We start from the raw sequence: 22,441 nt of genomic DNA, 5'->3' as shown, positions 1-22,441 counted from the left end.
TCCCACGTGGGCGGGGCCGTTCAGCGTCCGGGATCGCGCGTCCGAGTGACGGCCTTCGCCGCGCGCCCCGCGCGGAAGGTGCCCCACGCGATCCCCGCGACGAGCAGCAGCGCGCCCCAGGTCGCGACGCTGTTCATCCCCACGCCGCTCGCGGCCGCGCCGATCACGCCGCCGATCGCGACGGGGATGCAGGTGCCGCGGAGGGCGGGCAGGGCCGCGCGGTGGCCGGCGCGCCAGGCCTCGTCGCTCGCCATGAGGGGGCGCGTGCGGATCCCGATCCAGCCGTTGCGCTTGAGGCCGCCCCACGCGGCGACCTGCGTGGTGCCGAGGATGAGCAGCGCCGCGACGGCGAGGAGCAGTGCGGGAGCGCCCATGCGGACAGCCTGTCACGGCGGGGCGCGCCCGCCGCCCTCAGCACTCGATGACGTTCACCGCGAGGCCGCCCGTGGACGTCTCCTTGTACTTGGTGGACATGTCGAGGCCCGTCTGCCGCATGGTCTCGATCACGGTGTCGAGCGAGACGAGGTGCGTGCCGTCGCCGTGCAGCGCCATGCGCGCGGCGTTCACGGCGGTCGACGCGGCGATCGCGTTCCGCTCTATGCAGGGGATCTGCACGAGCCCGCCCACCGGATCGCAGGTGAGGCCGAGGTGGTGCTCCATCGCGATCTCGGCGGCGTTCTCGACCTGCCGCGGGGATCCGCCGAGCACGGCGCAGAGCGCGCCCGCCGCCATCGCGCACGCCGTGCCGACCTCGCCCTGGCAGCCGGCCTCCGCGCCCGAGATGGACGCGTTCGCCTTCACGAGCGAGCCGATCGCGGTCGCGGTGAGCAGGAAGTCGCGGATGCCGCCGCGGTCGGCGCCGGGCACGAACCGGAGGTAGTAGGAGCCGACCGCGGGGATGATCCCGGCCGCGCCGTTCGTCGGCGCCGTGACCACGCGGCCGCCCGACGCGTTCTCCTCGTTCACCGCGAGCGCGAACGCGTGCAGCCACTCGTGGCTGGTGTCGCGCGTGCCCTCGGCGTCGATGGTCGCGAGCTGCGAGGCGACCCGCGCTGCCCGCCGCCGCACGTTGAGGCCGCCGGGCAGCGTGCCCTGGCCGTCGAGCCCTGCGGAGACGCACGCGGCCATGGCGTCCCAGATCGCGTCGAGCCCCGCGACGGCCCGGCGGGATCCGTGGATCGACTCCTCGGTGTCGCGCGCGACGTCGGCGATGGAGCGGCCGGTCGACTCGGCGAGGGCGATGAGCTCGTCGGCGTTGGAGAAGGAGTGGGGGAGCCCGGTGGGCAGCACCGCGGAGGGCGCCTGGTCCTCGCGCAGCACGAAGCCGCCGCCGACCGAGAACCACGTGCTCTCGAGCACCGTGCCGCCGTCGGCGTCGAGGGCCGCGAGGTGCATCGCGTTGGGGTGGCGGGGGAGGCGCGTGAACGGCTCGAAGGTGAGGTCGCGTCCGACCATGCGCACGGGGTGGATCCCCGCGAGCGGCACGTCGACGCCCTCGCCGAGCCCCGACCAGCGCCCGCGCACCTCGTCCGGGTCGCACGTCTCGGGCGCCAGCCCCGCGAGCCCCGCGACGACCGCGTCGGGCGTGCCGTGGCCGAGCCCGGTCGCGCCGAGCGAGCCGTACAGCCGCACCGTGACGCGCGCGATCTCCGTGAACCGGGGCGACGCCCTGCACTCCTCGGCGAAGAGCAGGGCCGCGCGCATGGGGCCGACGGTGTGCGAGCTCGACGGCCCGATCCCGATGGAGAAGAGGTCGAGTGCCGAGACGTACGCTGTCATCCCGCCAGACTATGCCGCCGCCTCCGCGCGGTCCGTCGCGGGAGCCCCCGGGCGATCGGGGCCGCGACGGGCGGGTCCGTACGAGGCGAGCGCGAGCCAGGTCCAGCCGATGGCGAGGCCGAGCATGGTGATCACCCCGCGCGGGAAGAAGATGTGGCTGTCGACGAACGAGACGGCCGCGACCACCGCGATCACGGAGCCCGGGAGCGCCGGGAGGCCCGCGTGCCGGATCACGAGCGCGCTCGCGAGCACGGTCGCGGCGACGTACGACCAGACGCCCGTCACGACGATGCCGTCGGCGAGCGCGTACATGGTGGTCACGCCCTGGCCGCCCTCGAGCTTCAGGGCGCCGGCCGCGATGCCGGCGAGGATGTCGAGCGCCTGGTAGCAGACGGCGTAGGCGAAGCCGAGGACGACCGCGAGGATCCCGAGGCGGCGGTCGTGGCGGCGCGTGAGGAGGATCGGCGCGATCGCGAGCAGCGGGAAGACGGGCAGGAGCGCGATGTGCATGTCGCGCCAGTGCATGGCGGTCGCGTCGGTCAGCTGGCTCGGGTGGCTGAGCCCGGCGGCGGCGAGGGCGAGCGGCGGGAGCGCGACCGCGACGAGGACGGCGGCGGTGCGGGAGCGGGAGGGGGAGGAGGGAGCGGCGGCGGGCATGCGGTCATCGTAGGCACGGGCCGACGCGCGACCCGCCCGGCTCAGGAGCCCGACATGACGAGAGCCCCCGCCGCCGATCCGGTCCGGATGGGCGACGAGGGCTCCGCGAGCTGCGGGAAGGGCTAGGCCTTCTTGCGGCCGGTGATCGCGCCGTAGACCAGCAGGACGATGATCGCGCCGACGATGGCGAGCGCGAGCGAGCCCAGGTCGAAGCTGTCGACGCCCTTGTTGAACAGGGCGCTGCCGATGAAGCCACCGAGGAAGGCCCCGACGACGCCCAGGATCAGCGTGACGATGATTCCGCCACCCTGCTTGCCCGGGAGGATCAGCTTGGCGAGCGCTCCGGCGATCAGACCCAGAACCAGAAAACCGATGATGCCCATGTGCGTTACTCCTCAAAGATGACGTGCTGTGTGACACCCGAATGCGGGTGGACGTGCCCCAGTCAAGCACCCTGAGGACCATTCGTGCAAAAACGTTTAGTGGATGCGCCTTTACTGGACGGGGGCGCCGGGCCCCTGCTTCCGCGGGATCCGGGGCGCTCAGGAGCCCGCGGTACCGTCGGCGCATGCGCATCCCCCCGGCCCGTCGTCCCCGCGAGATCCCCGGCGAGGGGCAGGAGTCCGTGTGGGACTACCCGCGTCCGCCGCGCGTCGATCCGAGCGGCGAGCACGTGGTGATCGAGCTCGGTGGCCAGGTCGTCGCCGACTCCCGCGCCGCCGTCCGCGTGCTCGAGACGAGCCACCCGCCGGTCTACTACATCCCCTCCGCCGACTTCGCGGCCGGCGTGCTCTCCTCCGCCGCGGGCCGCTCGTGGTGCGAGTACAAGGGCGAGGCGTCGTACCTCTCGCTCGCCGCCGGATCCGTCACGGCCGAGCGCTCGGCCTGGTGGTACCCGTCGCCCACGCGCGGCTTCGAGGTGCTCGCCGACATGGTCGCCGTCTACCCGTCGGCGATGGACCGCATCACGGTCGACGGTGTCGTGGTCGAGGCGCAGGAAGGCGACTTCTACGGCGGCTGGATCACGCCGCGCGTGGTCGGCCCGTTCAAGGGGGCGCCGGGCACGTTGGGGTGGTGACAACTCCCCCTCGGATCCCGACCGGTCGTCTACTTTCCGGGCATGACCGAATCCCCTGAGCTCTCCGCCCTCGTCGATGCCGGCGCCTTCCTGTCTTTCGAGTCCCAGCTGCACTTCTCGGAGCTCACGGGCAGCGTCGACCAGTGGGACGCGGATCTCACCGTCCCCGTCATCTCCTTCCGCACCGGCGGTGTAACGCGCGTCTACGACGCGCAGGTGCTCGGCTCCGCATCGACGGAGACGTGGATGGCGTCCTGGGCGAACCCGTCCATCCGGGATGGCGCTCGGGTGCTCTCGCGGGAGCTGTCCGAGCACGCCCGGCGCGAGTCCGTGCGCGAGCTCGCCAGCGAGCAGCTGAAGCTCGGCGACTGGCCGGATCACGACCCGATCCGCACCCGGCTCGCGATCGCCGCGGGCGCGCTCCGCCCGGAGTGGCGCACCTACTACGCGGCTCCGCTCGGCAGCTCGCACGCCATGGTCATGATGCGACACCCGGAGCTGGAGCTCCCGGCGCCCGCCATCCCGCGCGTGATGCGGGTCTTCGCCGAGGGCGTGGGCTACACGAGGCTGCACCGCATGACCGATGCCGTCGAGGCGTACGCCATCGGCCGCGGGATCCCCGTCGAGATGAGCGCGTCGAAGGCCGAGCTGACGCTTCCCGGCGGCGCGGTCGTCGTCGAGTTCGACCCGGAGACCGCGCGCATCGTCGGGGTCCGAGGGGAGGCCGGCGGCAACAGCGTGGAGGCGCCCATCGCCCCGACGGTCGGGGCGACCGCGAAGAAGGGGTGGCTGTCCGGCCTCTTCGGACGCCGTCGGTCGGCCTAGGCGCGCGACGTGACCGAATCCCCTGAGCTCACCGCCCTCGTCGACGCCGGCGCCTTCCTGTCCCTCGAGACCCAGCTCCACCTCGTCGATCTGCTCGGCGACTACGACAGGTGGGACATGGACATGCGCGAGTGCACGCTGATGTTCCGCACCGGCTCCACGACGCGCGTCTACCCGGCGCAGCTCCTCGGCACCGCGGCCGGGGCGACGTGGTTGGCCGCGTGGGCGAACCCCTCCGCTCGCGAGGGCGCGCGTCGGCTCTCGGAGGAACTGGCCGAGCTCGGCCGCCGGGAGCCGGTGCCCGAGCTCGCGAGCGATCACCTGATGCTCGACGACTGGCCGGAGGACGACGCCGTCCACAAGCGGCTCGCGATCGCCGTCGGGGTGCTGCGCCCCGAGTGGCGGGCCACCTACACGGGGCCGACGGACATCTCGAAGACCATCCTCATGCTGTGCCATCCGGATCTGGAGCTGCCGGCTCCCACGCTGCCCCGTACGGCGCGCGTGCTCGCGCAGGGCCTGGACTACACCCTGATCCGGGACCACCGGGTTGCGGTGGAGAAGTACGCCGCCGGCCGCGGCATCCCGATCGACATGGGTGAGTCGCGGGCGGTGCTGACGCTCCCGGACGGCGTGCTCACGGTGGAGTTCGATCCCGAGACGTCGTTCATCAGCCGCATCGCCGGCGGCTCCGAGGACGCACCGCCGGAGGAGGCGATCGACTCGGCGCCGGTCGCTCGGACCCGAGCGTCGGGATGGCTGTCGCGCATCCTCCGCGGCGCCGGGGCGTGACCGCGCGCGCGTCCGGGTCGCGCTAGCCCGCCGCCTTCCGCGAGCTGATCACGCCCGTGTCGAAGCCGAGCAGGTGGAGGCCGCCGTGGAAGCGGGCGTGCTCGACCTTGATGCAGCGGTCCATCACCACCGTGAGGCCGCGCGACTCCGCATCCACCGCCGCCTCCTGGTTCCAGATGCCGAGCTGCACCCAGATGACGGGCGCGCCGACGGCGACCACGTCGTCCACCACCGACGGGATGTCGCTCGCCTTGCGGAACACGTCGACGATGTCCGGCACCTCGGGGAGCGACGCGAGGTCGGGGTACGCCTTCTGGCCGAGGATCTCGGTGGCGTTCGGGTTCACGAAGTAGACGCGGTAGTCGCTCGACTGCTGGAGGTACGTGCCGACGAAGTAGCTGGAGCGCGCCGGGTTCGGCGAGGCGCCCACGATGGCGACGGACTTCGCGCGGCGGAGGATCGCCTGGCGCTCCTTCGCGCTCGGGCCCGTCCACGTGCGCTCGGAGCGCAGCAGCGCGGCGAGCGGGCTGGAGCGGGGGATCGCGCAGGTCAGGCCGTTCTGGAGCTGCGTGGTCTGGGTGCCGTCGGCCTCTGGATCCGCGACGGGCTCGACGGGCGCGGCGTCGGTGTCGACGTCCTGCGCCTCCGCCGCGTCGCCTGCCGCGCGGTCGGCAGCCTCCTCGGCGGGATCCAGCGGCGCCAGGTCCGCGGGGGCCGCGGCCGGGTGGGGCGTGGATCCGGTGCGCTCGGGCGGCACCCCGCCGGTGTCGAAGCTCACTTCGCTCCCTCTGTCGCGGCGGCGAGCGCCTGGTCCAGGTCGTGGATGATGTCGGCGACGTCCTCGATGCCGACGCTGATGCGGACGATGCCCGGCAGCACGCCCGCGTCCACCAGCTGCGACTCGCTCAGCTGCGCGTGGGTCGTGGAGGCCGGGTGGATGACGAGCGTCTTCGCGTCGCCGATGTTGGCGAGGTGGCTCGCGAGCTCCACCGACTCGATGAAGCGCTGGCCGACCGCGCGGCCGCCCGCGACCTCGAACGTGAACACGGATCCGGGCCCCGTCGGCAGGTACTTGCGCGCCCGCTCGTGGTGCGGATGCGCGGGGAGGCCGGCCCAGTTGACGGCGGTGATGCGCGGATCCTGATCCAGCCACTCGGCGACGGCCCGCGCGTTGTCGATGTGCGCCTGCATCCGGTACGGCAGGGTCTCGACGCCCTGCGCGAGCAGGAACGCGGAGTGCGGCGCGAGCGCGGGCCCGATGTCGCGGAGCTGCTCGGCGCGGAGGCGGGTGAGGAACGCGTACTCGCCGAAGTTGCCGGTCCAGTTGAGGCCGCCGTAGCTCGGCACGGGCTGGTCGAGCAGGGGGAAGCGGGCGCTCTCCCAGTCGAAGAGGCCCGATTCGACGACCACGCCGCCGAGGGTGGTGCCGTGCCCGCCGAGGAACTTGGTGGCCGAGTGGATGACGATGTCGGCGCCCCACTCGATGGGCCGGTTGAGGTACGGGGTCGCGATGGTGGAGTCGATGACGAGCGGGACCCCCGTCGCGTGCGCCACGGCCGCGAGCCCCTCGATGTCGGCGATCTCGCCCGACGGGTTCGCGACGGTCTCCGCGAAGACGAGCTTGGTGCGGTCGGTGATCGCGGCGGCGTAGTCGGCCGGGTCGCTCGACTGCACGAACGTGGTCTCCACGCCGAAGCGGCGGAGGGTCACGTCGAGCTGGGTGATGGATCCGCCGTAGAGGGCCGCGGAGGCGACGATGTGGTCGCCGGCGCCCGCGAGCGACGCGAAGGTGATGTACTGCGCGCTCAGCCCGCTCGCCGTCGCGACCGCGCCGAGGCCGCCCTCGAGGCTCGCGACGCGCTCCTCGAAGGACGCGACCGTGGGGTTCGACAGGCGCGAGTAGACGTTGCCGTACTTCTGCAGCGCGAAGCGCGCGGCGGCGTCGGCGGTGTCGTCGAAGACGAACGCGCTCGACTGGTAGATGGGGAGGGCGCGCGCACCCGTGGTGGCGTCGGGGATGTTGCCCGCGTGGATCGCCCTCGTCTTGAACCCGTACTCGCGATCGACCATGGGGTCACGCTAGCCGGGGCTCCCGCGCGTTCCCGGGCCGGGCCGTAATGCGGCGACATGCGTGCGGTATGCAGCGACATGCGTGCGGTATGCGCCGGTATGCGCCGGCATGCGGCGACACGCGCGCGGCGCGGGCGGACGCGGATCAGGACAGGCGCACGGCCGCGAGCGCGAGGCCCGCGATGAGCGCCCAGGAGAGGAGGCCGGCGGCGAGCGCGGATCCGCCCTGGCCGACGAGCTCGCGGAGGCGCACCGCGGATCCGAGCGCCACGAGCGCGATCGCGAGCAGCGCCGTCTGCACGACCTGCGCGGCGTCGAGCACGCCGCCCGGCACCGGCACGAAGGTGCGCACGAGCACGGCCGCGAGGAACCCCAACACGAACAGCGGCACGATCGGCGGACGCGCGGCGCCCTCCACCCGGCCCTCGCGGCGGCGCATCACGACGCCCGCGACGGCGACCACGGGCGCGAGCAGGAGCACGCGCGTGAGCTTCACGGCGATGGCGATGGTGAGGGCGGCGGATCCGGCGATCTGCGCGGTCGCGACCACCTGCCCCACGTCGTGCACGCCCGCCCCGACCCAGTGCCCGAAGGCCACGTCGTCGAGGCCGAGCGGGCCGGCGAGCGGCGGCAGCACGGCGATCGCGAGCGTGCCGCAGAGGGTGACGAGGGCCACGGGCGCGCCCTGGTCGGCGGGCTTGGCGCGCGTGACGCCGGCCATCGCGCCGATCGCGCTCGCGCCGCAGATGGAGAAGCCGGTCGCGAGGAGGAGCGGCTGCTGCCCGGGCATCCGGAGCACGCGGGCGATGGCGTACGTGCCAGCGAACGACAGGACCACGACCGCGACCACGAGCAGCACGGCGCGCCAGCCCAGGCCGACGATGTCGGAGAGGCCGAGCTGCAGGCCGAGGAGCACCACGCCGATCCGCATCAGCCGCTTCGACGCGAGCGTGAGGCCGGGCTTGAGGGGCCCGGTGAGCGCGGGGCGGGCGGCCGGGATCTGCGCCGCGACGATGCCGAGCGCGACCGCGACCGTGAGCAGCGGGATCGCCGGGACGAGCGCGTGCACCGCCCACGCGACGAGCGCGGCGGCGGAGGCGGCCGCGAGGCCGGGCAGCGCGGGAGGGAGGCGGGCGGCGGTGGCGGGCATCAGATCCAGCCCGTCGGGATCCACGCGTGCAGCCGCCAGAACCAGGTCGGCACGAGCTGGCCGGTCCACAGCGGGTAGAAGAACACGCTGACGAGCGCGCACACCGCGAGCACCGCGGCCGCGATCACGATGCCGTGCGTCCGCCGGGGACGCGCGTCGCGCCGGTCGCCGAGGACCAGCCCGAGCACCATCGCCAGACACAGGATGAGGTACGGCTCGAAGGCGATCGAGTAGAACTGGAACACCGTGCGGTTCACGTACAGCAGCCACGGCAGGTACCCCACCGCGATGCCCATGAGCACGAGGCCCACCTGCCACTCGCGGCGGGCGGCCAGGCGGTAGACGAGGTAGAGCATCGCCGCGACCGAGAGCCACCAGATGATCGGGTTCGCGATGGAGGTGATGGACGACGAGCACGCGTCGACCGTGCAGCCCGACTGCCCGTATCCGGAGGCCTCGTAGTAGAACTGCGTGGGCCGGTAGAGGAGCAGCCAGAGGCGCGGATCCGCCCGGTACGGGTGCGAGACGTCGAGCCCCACGTTGAACGCGTACTGCTGCGCGAGGTAGTGCCAGAGGCTCTGGATCGACAGCGGCACCCACGCGAGCCCGCCCTGCCAGGCGTTCGTCCCCTCCGCGGCCCAGCCGCGGAAGTACCCGTTCGAGGTGGCGAACCAGCCGGCGTACGAGGCGAGGAACGCCATGATCGCGGGCGGCACGAGGAGGAGGAAGGAGATCGGACCCTGCACGACGGCGCCCGCCGTGAACCACGCGGCGAGCCCGTGGCGGCGGCGCAGCAGCATGTCGCTCAGCACCACGTAGAGGCCGAAGCCCGCGAGGAAGAAGAGGCCCGACCACTTGACCGACGAGGTGGCGCCGAACGCGACGCCGGCCGCGATCAGCCAGGGACGCCACAGGATCACGGGGCCGAACTCGAGCGGGGGCGCGGTCTCGGGGCGGGCGTCGCGGCGCACGGCGAGGAGCGAGGCGAACCGGCGCTCGTGCCAGGTGCGGTCGAGGAGGATCGCGCCCACGCCGAGCAGGCCGAAGAACATCACGTGCGTGTCGAGGAGCGCGATCCGGCTCATGACGATGGCGTGGCCGTCGATCGCGAACAGGAACCCGGCCATCGCGGCGACGACCGCGGATCCGGTGAGGCGGCGGGCGATGAGCGTGAGGAGGACCACGGCGAGGGTGCCGACGACGGCCGTCGCGATGCGCCAGCCCACCGGATCCGCCGCGCCGAAGACCGCGAGCCCGAGCGCGATGACCCACTTGCCGAGCGGCGGGTGCGCCACGAACCCGGGCGCCTGGAGGTACCCGTCCGTCTGGCCGGCGATGAAGGCGGGGTTGGGGTCGTTCGGCCACGACCCCTCGTAGCCGAGGTGGAGGAGGGTCCACGCGTCCTTCACGTAGAAGGTCTCGTCGAAGACGAGCGTGTCGGGGTGGCCGAGGTTCTGGATGCGGAGCACCGCGGCGAGGAGCGCGATCGCCACGACCGTGCCCCACTCGAGCGCGCGCCGGCGGCCGGGCGTGGTGACGAGGCGGGCCAGCAGGTCGTCGAGGCGGGATCCTCGGGCGACGAGGTCGCGCCGTGCGGTGCCGGAGCCGGAGCCGGGGCCGTCCGCCGCGGGATCGCGGTCCGGCGCGCCCGCGTCGATGCCGTGCTCGGTGGGGCGGTGGGGCATGTCGGGCACGGCTCATCATGGCATGCACGCGAGAGGCCGCCCGGGCCGCGGACGCTCAGTGGCGACCCCCGCTCGTCCCCGTGGAGGTCCGTCGCCGATCGGCCCGCCTGGACTCGGGAGCGATCGCCGCCCCGACCTCGTGGATCAGCTGCCGCAGTGGCTGTTCGTCACATCCGGGATCTTGACGTAGGTGTAGGGCTGCTTGTCGCCGATGCAGGAGAGCGCCAGGGCCATCAGCCCGAGGGCGACGCCGGCGGCGAGGGCGAGCACGGCGGAGCAGACGAACAGGGCGAAGCCGAAGCAGGTCCCGGCGATGGCGGAGATGCCGCCGGCGGCCCCGCCGCCCGCGAACGCGAGCTTCCGGGACTCGACCTTCAACGTGGCCCAGTGCTTGAAGTGGCTCCAGATCGACGCGCTCGCGGAGACCGGCGACGTGGAGGGCGCAGCAGGCGCGGCCTCGGACCGCCGGAGCTGCGCGATCTCCGTGGTCGCCCGGCGCACCAGCTCGGCGCGGTCGGACGTCGGGACGCCGGCCGCGCGCCCGGCGATCACGACGTCGACGACCTCGTCCGGGGTGATGCGGCCGGCGATCAGGTCGTGCTCGTAGGAGCCGCGATCGACGGAGACGGAGATGGCGGCCCGGGCGACCTCCATGGGTGCCTCCGAGGCACGTGCGGGGGCGGGAGCGCAGGTCAGGGAGGCGACCACGGCGAGGATCCCGACGATGGCGATGCCGGACCCGAGGCGCGGCGCGCGCAGCAGGGCGCGGAGGGCAGAGCGGGGACGGATCAGGGCGGGGGACGACGAGGTCATGGTGGCCTTCGGGATCGGCGGTCGGCCGGATGCGGCCGGCGGGCACGATCGCGCCCGTTCGAGACCAGAAGCTAGGGCGTGGGCGGCGCCGGGCGTGGGCGGACTGCACAAGGCCGCGCCCGCGATGCGGGCGCGGCCTCATCCGCTCCTACTGCTCGGCGTCCTCCTCGTCGGACTCGGGCGCCTCGTCGAGCAGCAGGAACAGGCCCGCGTAGGGCTCGAGCTGCACGGGGAAGCTGGACAGGTCGTCGACCGTGCCGACCTCCTCGCCCGTGGTGGCGTCGCGGACGGTCCGGCGCGGGGGCAGCTCCTCGGAGCGCACCGTCGCCAGGATCGGCTCGCCCGTGAAGTTCAGCACCGTGAGCTGCAGGCGCGCGTCGCCCGACGCGTCGCCGTTGTCGAGGCGGTGGACCATCACGAGCATGCCGTGGTGGCCCACGTCCGGGACGTCGACCTGCGTGCCGACGGCCACGTCGAAGCGCTCGCGCACCTCGAGCACGCTGCGGAGGCCCGAGACGAACGACGACGGGTCGTCGACCTGCGCGGGGAGGGACCCGTAGAGCGAGCGGCCGCGCGGCATGCCGGACGCGGATCCGGTCGCCTCGGGCGCCCCGTCGAGCAGGTCGTGCCCGCCGCGGTGCACCCAGCGCGTGTCGCCGCCCTCGATGAGGTCGGCCACCTGCGACGCGTGCAGCGGCAGCACGCCGAGCAGGTCCCAGGCGGAGAGCGCGAAGACGCCCGGCTGCCACGCGTTGAACTTGGCGAGCAGGAGGTGCGCGGCGCGGATCCCGGCCACGTCGTCGTCCCCGATCGCGTCGAGCGTCGTGAAGCCCTGCGCGGCCGCGATGACGGATGCCGTGGTGCAGGCGATGCCGTTCGTCGTGAACACGTGGTTGTAGTCCGCGCTCTCGCCCGTGAGCTCCTCGAGCAGGTCGCCGCGGATCGTCTCCGCGAGGTCCGCGCCCGTCATCTCGTCGCCGCGGAACGGGAACACGTCGGCGCAGTGCTCGGTCGCCCAGTGCACGAGCTCGTAGGTGAGCTCGTCGTGGTTCTGCAGCGCGTGCACGAGCGTGACGGGCTCGACGCCGACCTCGAGCGAGGTGCGGAGCGTGAGGCGCAGGAACTCGGTGTCGCCGGTCGCGAGCGCGTGCTGGTACGCGGGCCGGTTGATGAAGTCGTAGGAGAGGTCGGCGCCCACGCGGCCGGTGTCGCGGATGTCCTCCATCGTGAGGTTCAGCTCCTGGAAGGAGAACCCGCCGACCTTGCGCACCATGCTCGCGATGAGGTGGTTCGCGGCCTCCGAGAGCGGGTGGCCCTCGGACCACGCCGGACCCTCGACGCTCTTCTCCACGCCGAGGAAGCCGTTGGCGTCGAGCCGCAGCGCGCTCGCGCCGAGGTCGCCGAGCGAGTGCAGCGCATCGCCGATGACCATGCGCATGCCGGCGAACGTGGGGTCGAGCCAGTTGATGGAGGGCTGGCCCTGCTTGAAGTAGTGCAGGTACACCCAGCGGCGCGTGCGGCCGTCGACGCCGAGCACGGGCGCGGTGGCGCTCCAGTTGGTCTCCTTCACGCCGGGCGCGTAGAAGATGACCCGCTGCAGGCGGCCGATGATGTAGCCCTGGTCGGCGAGCGCCTGCTCGGCGGCCACGTCGAGGTTCACGGCGTCGCGGCCGGGCAGCACGTCGGGCAGGAGGTGCCAGTCCTCCTCGGGGATCTCGACCATGTGGTAGATCCCGGGGAAGTCCTTGTAGCCCATCTCGGCCAGGCGGAAGTCGGCGCCCTTGCCGGTGTGGCCGGGCACGATGTCGTCGATGATGCTGCCGCCGTGCTGGTCGGCGACCTCGGTGAGACGGCGGAACTCGTCCTCCGTGCCGAAGGCGGCGTCGATCTGCGTGCTGATGCGGTCGAAGTGGCCGTCGACGCTCGCGGTCTGCGACCACTCGGTGATGCCGCCGGCGAGCTTCACGGGGCCGGTGTGGATGGCCTCGATGCCGATGGACTGGAAGATCCGCCACAGCTCGGGGTCGCCGAGCGCGCTGAGGTAGGTCTCCTCGGGCTTCGTGATGAGCGAGATCGGGTAGGCGGTGAACCAGACCGACGCGGTGTCGATGGCGCGACGCGCGTCGGGCCGCGCGTACGGGTTCGACCACATGCTGGGCGAGCCGGAGAGGCCGCGGCTCAGCACGTCGGCGTCGCCGAGCATCGACTGGCGGCGGAGCCACTCCACGTAGGAGGGGTTCGACGCGTCGGCGGCGCGCGGGTCGTTCGACGACCGGCGGATCCCGCTCGCGCGCATCTGGGGGCGGGAGCGGAGCCGGGCGGGACGCGCGGGGAAGCGGTCCTCGTCGTAGGTGATCTCGGTGGGCTCCGGCTCGGGGATCGCGTTCTGCTCGGTGGCGTCGTCCACTGGTGCTCCTCGGGGTGGTGGTGCGTCGTGCCCGATACGGGCGACGTCGGCCCGCGGGGCCGCTACGACGAGCGTACGCAGGATGCGCGGGCGTCGTGGGCGGTGGCGGCGACGCCGGCGCGCGACCCGATCCCGCCCTGCCGTCGCCGCGCGGCCGGACCGTCCGGGGGAATCGGGGGACCCGCGCGGTCGCGCTCTCGGTAGCGTCGGTCGTCGCGCTCGACGCGACCCTCCGCATCCCACCCGCACCCCGTCAGGAAGGCCGACCATGATCGACGCATCGAGCATCGCCCCGCTCGCCGGCATCCGCGTGCTGGAGCTCGGCAGCTTCATCGCCGCCCCCACCGCCGGGCGCCTCCTCGCGGACTTCGGAGCCGAGGTGATCAAGGTCGAACGGCCCGGCACCGGCGACGAGCTGCGGAGGTGGCGCCTGCACGCCGGTTCGACGACGTCGATGCTGTTCCACGCCATCAACCGCAACAAGCGCTCCATCGCCCTCGACCTGCGCACGGAGGAGGGGCGCGACGCCGTCAGACGGCTGGCCGCCGAGTGCGACGTGGTGCTCGAGAACTTCCGACCGGGCACCATCGAGCGCTGGGGCATCGGACCGGACGTCCTCGACGCGATCAACCCCGAGATCGTCATCGGGCGGATCTCCGCCTTCGGCCAGACCGGGCCGCTCTCGCAGCGTCCCGGCTTCGCCGCCGTCGCCGAGGCGATGGGCGGGTTCCGCGACCTCGTGGGCGACCCCGACCGTCCTCCCGTGCGCGTGGGGGTCTCGATCGGCGACTCCATCGCCGGCCTGTACGCGGGCTACGGCGTCATGATGGGGCTGTACCAGAGGGAGGCGCGACGCGCCGCCGGTCTCCCGCCCGCGCCGCTCGACGAGCGGGTCGTCGACGTCGCGTTGAACGAGGCCATGTTCTCGATGATGGAGTCGCTCATCCCGGACTACCAGGCCCACGGCATCAGGCGGGAGCGCGTCGGCGGACGCATGGAGGGCATCGCCCCGTCGAACGCCTACACGTGCGCCGACGGCGCCAGCATCGTCGTCGCCGGCAACGCCGACGCCATCTTCCCGCGCCTGATGGAGGTCATCGGCCGAGCCGACCTCGCCGCGGACGAGGACCTCGGCACCAACGACCGGCGCTGGCTGCGCCGCGACGAGCTCGACGCGGCCATCGGCGCCTGGACCGCGACCCGGACCGCGACGGAGGCGCTGGACATCCTCGACGAGGCGGGCGTCCCCTCCGGGCCCATCTACACGGCCGCGGACATCAGCTCCAGCGACCAGTACGCCGCCCGCGACATGATCCAGCAGTTCGACGTCGACACGGGAGGGGGCATCATCCCCGGCGTCGGGTTCCCCGGCATCGTGCCCGTCCTCGGCGGCCGCTCCCTCCCGATCCGCACGCTCGCTCCCGAGCTGGGCCAGGACACCGAGGACGTGCTCGCGATGCTCGACGACCACCGCGCGACCCGCGACGACGACGATGCGGCGGGCGTCCGATGACCGGCGTCCGGCTCCGCGACGTGACCCTCCGCGACGGGCTGCAGCTCACCGGCGGGATGCTGCCGACCGAGCGCAAGGTCGAGCTCGCCCGGACCCTCTTCGCGGCCGGGGTCCCCGAGCTCGAGATCGGGTCGATGGCACGCGGCGACGTCGTGCCGCCGATGGCGAACACGCTCGAGGTCATCGCCGCGCTGACGCCGGAGGAGCGGGAGCGCTCGTGGGTGTGGGTCGCCACGCCCCGGCACGTCGCGCGCGCCGCGGCCGCGGGGGCGCGCAACTTCCAGTACTGCCTCTCCGCGTCCGACGCCCACAACCAGGCGAACATCGGCCGGACCACCGACGCGAGCCTGGCCGCCATGCCGGAGGCGGTGGATCTGGCGCACGGGGTGGGCGGGCGCATCCAGCTGTGCATCGCGACCTCGTTCACCTGCCCCTTCGACGGCGTCGTCCCCGAGCGGCGGGTGATGGACATCGCGAACGACCCGCGTGCGACGGGGGCGGAGGACATCGTGATCTGCGACACCCTCGGGCAGGCGCATCCGCAGCAGGTGTCGTCCCTCGTCGGCCGCGTGGCCGCGGAGACGCCGGACCGCGAGATCGTCTTCCACGGGCACGACACCTGGGGCGCCGGCGTCGCGAACGCGCTCGCCGCCATCCATGCCGGGGCGACGGTGGTCGACGGGGCGCTCGGCGGGCTCGGCGGATGCCCCTTTGCTCCGGGCGCGAGCGGCAACACCGCCACCGAGGACCTCGTCTTCGCGCTGCGCCCCGACTGGCTCACCACCGCGGCCTTCGCCCACCTGGTGCGCGCATCCGAGCGGCTGCTCGGCGACCTGGGCGAGCCGAACCGCTCGAAGGCCCGGCAGGGAGCCCGCTCCACCGCGCAGGCGTTCCCCTGGGTGGTCGCGGACGCCTGATCCGGTCGGCCGGTGCCAGCCGCGGCCGGCCCCCGCGCAGCCGGCCCCCGCGCAGGCGGCTCCCGATCGGGCGGTCCCCGCTCGGACGGCGCCCGCTCAGGCGGCCCGGCTGCGGCGGCCGAGGAGCCCGTCGACGCTGAAGCGGCCCGCTCCGACGAGCGCGACGACGACGAGGCCCGCGATCAGGGCGAGCACGAGCTCGTAGCCCCCGGCGTCGACGAAGATGCCCTTGCTGGCGTGCACGACGAAGAAGGCGCCGAGCAGGTTGACGATGTTCAGCGCCGCGACCACCGGGGTCAGGAGGCCGAGGATCAGCGCGGCTCCGCCGACGGTCTCGACCGTCGCGGCGAAGATCGCCGCCGCGGCCGGCACCGGGATGCCCATCTGCGTGAAGGAGGCGGTGGTGCCGTCGAGCGTGTACTCGAGGAACTTCTGGAGCCCGTGCGCCATGAGGATGAAGCCGATCGCCACGCGGGCGACGAGCAGGGCGGCGTCCTGGAGTACGGGCGTCGTGCGGGCGGGGTGGAGCAGCGTGCGCATGCGGGGTTCTCCTTCGTTCGGTGGTGCCTGGTGGTGGGCCGGCGGCCGCGGGAGGTCCGCCGACGAGGGGCGGATCGGTCCGCGTCGGTCTCCTCGGGCACGGCGATCACGCCGCGCACGACGATCACGCCGTGCGGAGGCCGCGCGACCCCGTCGGTCGCGCCCGGGTGGACGCCCGACGATCGTGCCGGGACGATCGAGGTCCATGGCGGCATCAGGCGGATGCCGCGGCGGGACCGCCGCGCGATCGGCGCGGTCCCCGGTGCCCCCAGCCCCTCGCGCTCATTCTTGAACGCTCAACGAACGTACGTGCCATGGTCCCGAGCCGTCAAGTCGCCCGCCCGTGGACGGGGGCGCCCGCCCGCCCCTCGCCGCCCGCGCGCGCCGTGCCAGCACGGATCCGTGCCCGGCGTCGAGTCCCGCCGCATCGATGGCTACGCGCGCGGCTGCGCGGACCCGATGGTGCTGGCGGCGGTGGGCGCCGGCGCGCCGGACGCGGGCTGACGCGTGTTCCTGCGGAGCCGGTCCCGAGGTCGCGAGACGTGGGGTCTCTGGATCCTCGGGCTCGGCCTGTGCGTGGTCTCGGTGCTCGGCCTCACGGGCGTCTTCGGCGAGTTGCGGGCCGGGCGCGGCACCGGCATCATCCTGTTCGGCGTGCCGCTGGGGATCTTCACGATCGGCCTGGGCATCGCCAACGCGATCCGCGGCGGGGGCGACACGGATGGGATGATCGACCGGTGATCATCCTCGGCGCGACCCCCATCGGCAACCTGGGCGACGCGTCGCGGCGGCTCGTGGAGGCGCTCGCCTCCGCCACGGTCGTGGCCGCCGAGGACACCCGCACGACCATCCGCCTGCTCACGGCGCTCGGCGTCGAGAACCGGCCGCGCCTCATCGCGCTGCACGACCACAACGAGCAGGAGCGCTCGGCCGACCTCGTCGAGCTGGCCCGCGAGACGGACGTGCTCGTGCTCTCCGACGCCGGCATGCCCGCGATCTCCGACCCCGGCTTCCACCTGGTGGAGGCGGCGGCCGCGGCGGGCGTCCGCGTCACCGTGATCCCCGGCCCGAGCGCCGTGCTCAGCGCGCTCGCCGTCTCCGGACTCCCCACCGACCGCTTCACGTTCGAGGGCTTCCTGCCGCGGAAGGGCGGCGACCGGCGCCGCGTGCTCCGCGAGCTCGTGCGCGAACGCCGCACCATGGTGTTCTTCGAGTCGCCGAACCGGCTCCAGGCGTCGCTCGAGGACGTCGTCGCCGAGTGGGGTCCGGACCGCCGGCTCGTCGTGTGCCGGGAGCTGACGAAGCTCTACGAGGAGGTGCGCCGCGGATCCGCCGCCGAGCTCGCCGCCTGGGCCGCGGAGGGCGTGCGCGGCGAGATCGTCGTGGTCGCGGAGGGCGCAGCCGCGCTCGAGGTGGACCTCGCGACGGGCGTCGCCCAGGTGCTCGAGCTGGTGTCCGACGGCGCGCGCCTCAAGGACGCGGCCGGCACCATCGCCGAGGCGACCGGCCTCGGCAAGCGCGACCTGTACCAGGCGGCGCTCCAGGCGCGGTGACGACGGCGCGGGACCGGCTGCCCGGTCAGTCGCCGCAGTGGCTGTTCGTGAAGTCCGGGACCTTGACGTACAGGACGGGCTGATCGTGCGCGACGCACCACGCGGCAGTCGACGCCAGGGAGGCCGCGACCGCGACGCCGATCGCCGCGACCGCTGTGCAGACGACGACGCCCTCGAAGAGGCGGGCGCCCAAGATGACGGCGGAGATCCCGGCGGCGCCGGCCCCCGCCCGCCACGCCTTGCGCGCGTTCACCGAGATGGTGGCCCAGTGGGTGACCTTGTTCCACCAGTGCTTGTCCTCGGCCAGGGGGTCGGAGGCGGGGCGTGATCCGGTGGAGGGGCTGAGCTCCGGGGTGGTCGGCTCGGCCCCGTGGATGCGGACGTCGGCGATCTCCTCGGTGGTCTGCCGGATGAGCGCCGCGCGGGTGGGGATCCGTGTCGCGTCCGCGTGGATCGCTGCGCGGGCGGCGAAGTCGACGTCGACGATCTGCTCGACGGTGATCTTCCCGGAGAGGACGTCCTCCGAGTAGGTGCCCCGGCTCATGGAGGCGGAGATCGCGGCGCGAGCGCCGTCGAGGGCGGCCTCGGAGGCGTGGGCGGGGGTGGGGGCGGTGAGCAAGGAGCCGGCGATGGCGACGAGTCCGGCGATGGCGACCCCGGTGGTGGCGCGTCCCATCCGGGTCCGGTGACGCCGTGAGGTGCGGGGAGCATGCGGGGCAGGGCGATGCGTCATGACGTCCTCTCATGGGGGTGCCGGGCGGGCGACCCGGCGCAGACGCGGGGGCCGCGCCCCCGCGATCGGAGAGCGTAGGCACGGGCGGACAGCACGCATGCACGCCCTGCACAGAGGGGCGCCGTGCGAACGGCCCGCCCGGACGCGACACCGCCCCGGTCGCCTCCTCGTGAGGCGGCGACCGGGGCGGTGGGCTGGGGCTGATCCGGGCATCCGCACGGGCGCGCCCGTGTGGGGCCCGTCTCGGCGAGGTCATCCCGTGGGGTCGTGCGTCACGCCATCAGTCGCGGCATCCGCTGGCCTTGAAGTCCGGGACGCTGACGTAGAGGAATGCATGGTGCTGGGCGAGGCAGTTCCCGGCTGCAGCGACCATGAAGGCGACGGCGGCGGTGGCCAGGAAGGCGAGGCCTCCGCAGATCACGTTGCCGCTGGCGAAGCAGGCGCCTGCGAGGATGCCGCCGACGGCGGCACTCGCGGCGCCGGCGCCGACGAGCGTCAGGGCGTCCGCCTTGAAGCCGAACCAGTGCGTCAGGTGGTTCCACCAGTGCTTGTCCTCGACGAGCGGATCGGTGGACGCGTGGGAGCGCGAGGAGCCGGTCAGGGTGGGTGCGGCCGGAGCGGCGGCCACGGCGCGGAGGCTGGCGATGGCCGAGACGGCCTGCTGGGTGACCTCCGCGCGGCTCAGGACCGGCCCGGCGCTCGGGATGCGCCCCGTGGATCGGAGATCCATGGTGACGTCCACGAGCTGGTCGACGGTGACCTTCCCGGAGAGGAGGTCCTCCGTGTAGGTGCCGTGGTTCACGGACGAGGAGATCGCGGTCCGGGCCTCGGCGAGGGTCGACTCCGAGGCGTGGGCGGGTGCGACCGCCGTGAGGAGGGAGCCGACGACGGCGGCGAGCGCGACGACGGCGATGCCGGGGGTCGTCCGGAGCGTTCCGCGGCGGCGGGAGCGGGCGGCTCCCCGAGGGGGGAGGGGAAGCGGGCGAAGCGTCATGACAGCCTTTCGACGGGAGGAAGGTGCTGCGGCGCGGTCGGGAGGATCGAGGGCATCCGCGTCCCGATCCCGCGTGCGACCCGAGCGTAGGGATGGGGCGCCTCGGCGCGTGCGCTTCCTCCACGCGCCCGCACGCGTCGCCGGCCGTCACGCGGGAGGCGTGGACCCGCGCCGCTCGCGGAACGCGACCATGTTCATCCGGTTGCCGCAGCGCACGCTGCAAAAGCGCTTCGACCCGTTGCGGCTGAGGTCGACGAGCACGCCGTCGCAGTCGTCGGCGGCGCACACGCGGAGGCGGTCGGTGGCGCCGGAGCGGATGACGTCGACCAGGGCCATCGCGGCCTCCACGAGGATCCGGTCGGCGAGCGGCGCGTCGTCGGGCGTCGCGTGCAGGTGCCAGTCGAGCGCGTCGTGCCGCACGAGCCGGGGCGATGCGCGGTGCCGGGCGAGCAGCTCGTTCACGGCGTCGACCATGTCGTCGCGGTCGAGGGTCCAGATGGCGCGGAGCCGGGTGCGCGCGCGGCGCACCTCCTGGAGCTCGCGGTCGTCGCGGTCGAAGCGGCCGGAGAAGCCGCTGCGGGTCATGAGGTCCTCGAGCTGCTCGGGCGTCGCGAGCAGGTCGGTGCCGGATCGGGTGGCGCGCGGCGCCGTGTTGAGGACGACGGCGTCGAACGTGAGCACGTCCTCGGTGTCAGGGGTGAAATGCAAGTTGACTCCTTATCCGCGACCAGTCTAGCGTCAGGGGCGTAGGTCGTTTGGCCCCTGACGAGACGAGAGCACCATGCCCCGACGCCATCTCACCACCGGACTCGTGCTCGCCATCGTGGCCGCCGCGTCCTTCGGGCTCTCCGGTGCCTTCGTGAAGCCGCTGCTGGAATCGGGCTGGAGTCCGGTCGCGGCGGTCGCCCTGCGCGCGCTCGTCGGCGGCCTGGTGCTCGCCCCGATCGCGCTCGTGCAGCTCGGCGGCGACCTGCGTCCGGTGCTCCGGGCCTGGCGGCGCGTGCTCGGCATGGCGCTCGTGGGCGTGGCCGGCGCGCAGGGCATGTACTTCGCGGCCATCGAGCGGATCCCCGTGGGCACGGCCATCCTCATCGAGTTCATGGCGCCGCTGCTGCTCGTCGCGGTCGCGTGGGCGATGACCAGGCGGCGGCCCGCGGTGCCGGTGCTCCTCGGATCCGTCGCGGCGGCCGGCGGGCTCGCGCTCGTGGTGTCGCCGTCGGGCGGCGGGGCGCTGGATCCGGTCGGCGTGCTGCTCGCGCTCGGCGCGATGGTGGGCTGCGCGGGCTACTTCGCGATCGCGGCGCGGGGCGCGGACGGCCTGCCGCCCGTGGCGCTCGCGGCCGCGGGGCTGCTCGTCGCGGCGGCGGTGCTGGGGCTCGTCGGGCTCACCGGGGTGCTGCCGTTCACGGGGTCCGTCGCCGACGTCGAGATGCTCGGCAGCGTGGTGCCGTGGTGGGTGCCCATGCTCGTGGTGGGCGTCGTCGCGACCGCGCTCGCGTACGGCGCGGGGATCACGGGCAGCGCGATGCTCGGATCCCGCCTCGCCTCCTTCGTGGGACTGCTCGAGGTGGCGGCCGCCGGCGCATGGGCCTGGCTGCTGCTCGGCGAGGAGCTGACGGCGCTGCAGCTGGTGGGCGGCGCGCTGATCGTGGCGGGCATCGTCGCGGTGCGCTTCGACGCGCGGGCGGATGCGCTGCCGGGCGCGGGCGGTGCCGGTGCCGTGGCCCTGGCAGCGGGCGGGGACGGCCCGGACGCCGCGCTACGGAGCCGGTGACTCCGCCGCGTCCACCGGCTCGAGGTGCCGCAGCACGCGCTTGAGGTGCATCGCCGTGAGGACGCCCGGTCCCATCGCGCGGCCGAGCTCCTGCGACTGCTCGTCCACCGCCTCCACGAGCAGCCGCACCTGCCGGGCGGCCTCGCCCATGGCGCGGTGGCGCTCGGGGGAGTCCGGGTCGTCGAGGTCGAGCACGTCGGCGACCGCGTGGCAGGCGTCGCGGATGGGCGCGCCGATGCCGTGGTCGAGGCCGATGGATCCGCGCTGCTGCCAGATGGTGTCGGCGAGAGCCGCGGACACGTCGCGGACGTGGAAGACGATCTGGTCCATCGCCTCGAGCCGGGCGTGATCGATGCGCACGTCCCGCTTGTTCACGAGCGCGCGCGGGTTGCCCTTGCGGCTCTCGTCGGCCTCCCGGAGGTCGGCGCGCACGGCCCGCGCGGTGCCGGCGAGGTCCTCGCTGGCGCGGATCCAGTCGGCGTGCGCGGGCGGCGCGTCGGACTCGACCGCGTCGCCCACCTCCCGCAGCCGCTGGGCGACCTCGCGCTGGAACGCGCTGATCCGGGCCGCCGCGCGTCCGCTCGACAGCGTCGGCGCGATGAGCACGTTGATGAGGAGCCCGGTCACCACGCCGACCGCCATCTGCACGAGGTAGCCGAGCGAGTACGTGTCGGCGTCCTGCCCGCCGATGATGAGCACGAACAGCGCGGCCATGGGCACGTACTCGCGACCGGCGCCGAACCAGCCGGAGCCGGACAGGATCACGCCGATGCCGACGATCAGGGGGATGGACCACCACGTCGGGCCGGAGGTGAGGATCACCGCGGTGGCGAGGACGATGCCCGCCGCGAGCCCGAGGAGCGTCTGCAGGCCCGTGCGGGCGGATCCCATGAGCGTCGGGTACATGCTCACGAGCGCGCCGAGCGGCGCGTAGTAGGGGTACTCGTTCGCGACGCCGGGCACGTAGGGGGCGACGGCCCACGCGATGCCGACCGCGAGCGCGGTCTTCGCGGCGAGGAGGAGGCGGTCCGGGGAGGTGGCGGCGCGCCACGCGCCGACGACGGCGTGCTGGACGCGGTGGATCCCCATGACCCGAGGCTAGCGAGGCGGGGAGCGCGCGACCGCATCGGTCGTCGCGCTCCCCGCTCCGCGGGCGGTGGG

At 73.7% G+C, this 22,441-nt stretch carries 23 protein-coding genes; 8 read left to right on the top strand and 15 right to left on the bottom strand.

Translation table 11 applies throughout. The features are described from left to right. Window positions 1–20 precede the first annotated feature (20 nt). The 4 genes from PED38_RS03335 to PED38_RS03320 all read right to left on the bottom strand — a co-directional run bounded on the left by PED38_RS03335 (window position 21) and on the right by PED38_RS03320 (window position 2,819). A complete protein-coding gene (locus PED38_RS03335; protein WP_063071486.1) occupies window positions 21–374 on the bottom strand; it encodes an SdpI family protein in 354 nt (117 codons plus the stop codon). A 37-nt stretch (window positions 375–411) separates the two neighbouring features. After that, window positions 412–1,779 (bottom strand): L-serine ammonia-lyase, encoded by a 1,368-nt coding sequence (locus tag PED38_RS03330; protein WP_270979734.1) that lies wholly within the window; start codon window positions 1,777–1,779, stop codon window positions 412–414. A gap of 9 nt (window positions 1,780–1,788) precedes the next feature. Next, window positions 1,789–2,436, bottom strand: a complete 648-nt coding sequence (locus tag PED38_RS03325) for a hypothetical protein (protein WP_270979732.1) — start codon at window positions 2,434–2,436, stop codon at window positions 1,789–1,791. A 122-nt stretch (window positions 2,437–2,558) separates the two neighbouring features. Next, window positions 2,559–2,819 (bottom strand): GlsB/YeaQ/YmgE family stress response membrane protein, encoded by a 261-nt coding sequence (locus PED38_RS03320; RefSeq protein WP_063071483.1) that lies wholly within the window; start codon window positions 2,817–2,819, stop codon window positions 2,559–2,561. Between the two features lie 185 nt (window positions 2,820–3,004). Between PED38_RS03320 and PED38_RS03315 the strand changes: the two genes are divergently transcribed. The 3 genes from PED38_RS03315 to PED38_RS03305 are packed head-to-tail and all read left to right on the top strand — an operon-like array spanning window position 3,005 to window position 5,131. Then, window positions 3,005–3,514 (top strand): DUF427 domain-containing protein, encoded by a 510-nt coding sequence (locus tag PED38_RS03315; RefSeq protein WP_063071482.1) that lies wholly within the window; start codon window positions 3,005–3,007, stop codon window positions 3,512–3,514. A 42-nt stretch (window positions 3,515–3,556) separates the two neighbouring features. Then, entirely contained in the window at window positions 3,557–4,339 is a 783-nt protein-coding gene (locus tag PED38_RS03310; protein WP_270979730.1) for a DUF6882 domain-containing protein, read from the top strand. Window positions 4,340–4,348: 9 nt separating this feature from the next. Then, window positions 4,349–5,131: a DUF6882 domain-containing protein gene (locus PED38_RS03305; RefSeq protein ID WP_270979729.1), complete on the top strand. Its 783-nt coding sequence runs from the start codon at window positions 4,349–4,351 to the stop codon at window positions 5,129–5,131. A gap of 22 nt (window positions 5,132–5,153) precedes the next feature. Here PED38_RS03305 and PED38_RS03300 read toward each other — a convergent pair whose 3' ends face one another. From PED38_RS03300 to treS, 6 genes are all read right to left on the bottom strand, one after another. Continuing rightward, complete coding sequence (locus PED38_RS03300; protein ID WP_063071495.1) at window positions 5,154–5,684, bottom strand: CoA-binding protein; 531 nt, start codon at window positions 5,682–5,684, stop codon at window positions 5,154–5,156. 221 nt (window positions 5,685–5,905) lie between these two features. Beyond that, window positions 5,906–7,201: an O-acetylhomoserine aminocarboxypropyltransferase/cysteine synthase family protein gene (locus tag PED38_RS03295; RefSeq protein WP_270979728.1), complete on the bottom strand. Its 1,296-nt coding sequence runs from the start codon at window positions 7,199–7,201 to the stop codon at window positions 5,906–5,908. A 145-nt stretch (window positions 7,202–7,346) separates the two neighbouring features. Then, entirely contained in the window at window positions 7,347–8,351 is a 1,005-nt protein-coding gene (locus tag PED38_RS03290) for a YeiH family protein (RefSeq protein ID WP_270979899.1), read from the bottom strand. Continuing rightward, entirely contained in the window at window positions 8,351–10,036 is a 1,686-nt protein-coding gene (locus PED38_RS03285) for a dolichyl-phosphate-mannose--protein mannosyltransferase (RefSeq protein ID WP_270979897.1), read from the bottom strand. The genes PED38_RS03290 and PED38_RS03285 overlap by 1 nt, the downstream gene beginning before the upstream one ends. Before the next feature lie 144 nt (window positions 10,037–10,180). Further along, window positions 10,181–10,849 carry a hypothetical protein gene (locus PED38_RS03280; RefSeq protein ID WP_063071469.1) on the bottom strand — a complete coding sequence of 223 codons (669 nt, stop codon included), beginning with the start codon at window positions 10,847–10,849 and terminating at the stop codon, window positions 10,181–10,183. A gap of 148 nt (window positions 10,850–10,997) precedes the next feature. Beyond that, window positions 10,998–13,256 (bottom strand): maltose alpha-D-glucosyltransferase, encoded by a 2,259-nt coding sequence (treS, locus tag PED38_RS03275; protein ID WP_270979726.1) that lies wholly within the window; start codon window positions 13,254–13,256, stop codon window positions 10,998–11,000. Window positions 13,257–13,524: 268 nt separating this feature from the next. Between treS and PED38_RS03270 the strand changes: the two genes are divergently transcribed. Then, a complete protein-coding gene (locus PED38_RS03270; protein WP_442870650.1) occupies window positions 13,525–14,769 on the top strand; it encodes a CaiB/BaiF CoA transferase family protein in 1,245 nt (414 codons plus the stop codon). Continuing rightward, window positions 14,766–15,686, top strand: a complete 921-nt coding sequence (locus tag PED38_RS03265) for a hydroxymethylglutaryl-CoA lyase (RefSeq protein ID WP_270979724.1) — start codon at window positions 14,766–14,768, stop codon at window positions 15,684–15,686. The genes PED38_RS03270 and PED38_RS03265 overlap by 4 nt, the downstream gene beginning before the upstream one ends. A 96-nt stretch (window positions 15,687–15,782) precedes the next feature. Here the strand turns inward: PED38_RS03265 and PED38_RS03260 are convergent, their stop codons facing one another. Next, window positions 15,783–16,226: a DoxX family protein gene (locus PED38_RS03260; RefSeq protein WP_063071465.1), complete on the bottom strand. Its 444-nt coding sequence runs from the start codon at window positions 16,224–16,226 to the stop codon at window positions 15,783–15,785. Window positions 16,227–16,733: 507 nt separating this feature from the next. Here PED38_RS03260 and PED38_RS03255 point away from each other — a divergent pair. Further along, on the top strand, window positions 16,734–16,967 hold the full coding sequence (locus PED38_RS03255) for a hypothetical protein (RefSeq protein ID WP_063071464.1): 234 nt from the start codon (window positions 16,734–16,736) through the stop codon (window positions 16,965–16,967). Beyond that, entirely contained in the window at window positions 16,964–17,779 is an 816-nt protein-coding gene (rsmI, locus tag PED38_RS03250) for a 16S rRNA (cytidine(1402)-2'-O)-methyltransferase (protein WP_270979722.1), read from the top strand. The genes PED38_RS03255 and rsmI overlap by 4 nt, the downstream gene beginning before the upstream one ends. A 25-nt stretch (window positions 17,780–17,804) precedes the next feature. On the opposite strand, the gene PED38_RS03245 is transcribed toward rsmI, so the two are convergent. The 3 genes from PED38_RS03245 to PED38_RS03235 all read right to left on the bottom strand — a co-directional run bounded on the left by PED38_RS03245 (window position 17,805) and on the right by PED38_RS03235 (window position 20,214). Then, window positions 17,805–18,455: a hypothetical protein gene (locus PED38_RS03245; RefSeq protein WP_270979721.1), complete on the bottom strand. Its 651-nt coding sequence runs from the start codon at window positions 18,453–18,455 to the stop codon at window positions 17,805–17,807. A gap of 337 nt (window positions 18,456–18,792) precedes the next feature. Next, window positions 18,793–19,506, bottom strand: a complete 714-nt coding sequence (locus PED38_RS03240) for a hypothetical protein (RefSeq protein WP_270979720.1) — start codon at window positions 19,504–19,506, stop codon at window positions 18,793–18,795. Between the two features lie 147 nt (window positions 19,507–19,653). Beyond that, complete coding sequence (locus PED38_RS03235; protein WP_175345485.1) at window positions 19,654–20,214, bottom strand: CGNR zinc finger domain-containing protein; 561 nt, start codon at window positions 20,212–20,214, stop codon at window positions 19,654–19,656. Window positions 20,215–20,287: 73 nt separating this feature from the next. On the opposite strand from PED38_RS03235, the gene PED38_RS03230 reads away from it, so the two are divergent. Continuing rightward, a complete protein-coding gene (locus PED38_RS03230) occupies window positions 20,288–21,280 on the top strand; it encodes an EamA family transporter (RefSeq protein WP_270979719.1) in 993 nt (330 codons plus the stop codon). Here PED38_RS03230 and PED38_RS03225 read toward each other — a convergent pair. Beyond that, window positions 21,266–22,369 carry an FUSC family protein gene (locus tag PED38_RS03225; RefSeq protein WP_270979717.1) on the bottom strand — a complete coding sequence of 368 codons (1,104 nt, stop codon included), beginning with the start codon at window positions 22,367–22,369 and terminating at the stop codon, window positions 21,266–21,268. The genes PED38_RS03230 and PED38_RS03225 overlap by 15 nt on opposite strands. Window positions 22,370–22,441 lie beyond the last annotated feature (72 nt).

Source organism: Clavibacter sp. CT19, from assembly GCF_027858075.1.
GTDB classification, from domain to species: Bacteria; Actinomycetota; Actinomycetes; order Actinomycetales; family Microbacteriaceae; genus Clavibacter; species Clavibacter tessellarius_A.
The sequence above is the reverse complement of the archived record's forward strand: the minus strand, read 5'-3'. Positions and strand labels throughout refer to the sequence as shown.